The organism is Achromobacter sp. RTa (assembly GCF_000757485.1).
Taxonomy (GTDB): domain Bacteria; phylum Pseudomonadota; class Gammaproteobacteria; order Burkholderiales; family Burkholderiaceae_B; genus Achromobacter.
Map to the genome: position 1 here is coordinate 1 of NZ_JPYO01000021.1, position 458 is coordinate 458.

At 67.5% G+C, this 458-nt stretch carries 1 protein-coding gene; it reads left to right on the forward strand.

The window, feature by feature from the left end; all coding sequences use genetic code 11:
• On the forward strand, nt 1–458 hold a 458-nt coding region (locus JL37_RS06855), incomplete at both ends, for a VCBS domain-containing protein (RefSeq protein ID WP_043542884.1).

Genomic DNA, 458 nt, shown 5'->3' on the forward strand with positions numbered 1-458 from the left:
CGGTCAAGGACCTCGCCGGCCAGACCCACAGCGACGACCTGGTCATCCAGATCATCGACACCGCGCCCGAGGCCAAGGACGACAACGGCGGCACCGTCACCGAAGACGCCGCGGCCGATACCCTCGGCGGCAACGTCGTGGACAACGACGTCAAGGGCGCCGACGCCATCACCGGCGTCACCTGGAACGTCTCCGATGCCCAGAAGGCCGCCATCGAGCAGTACGGCACCCTGACCCTGAACGCCGACGGCACCTGGCAGTTCACGCTCGACAACTCCAAGCCGGCCGTCCAGGCGCTGGGCGCCACCGACAAGCTGGACTTCACCCTGAACTACACCGTCAAGGATGCCGACAACGACACCTCCGACGCCAAGCTCAGCTTCAGCATCCAGGGCCAGGCCGACGCACCGCCCGTCATCACCCCGGAAGACAGCGACGGCAACGTCACCGGCGCGCAC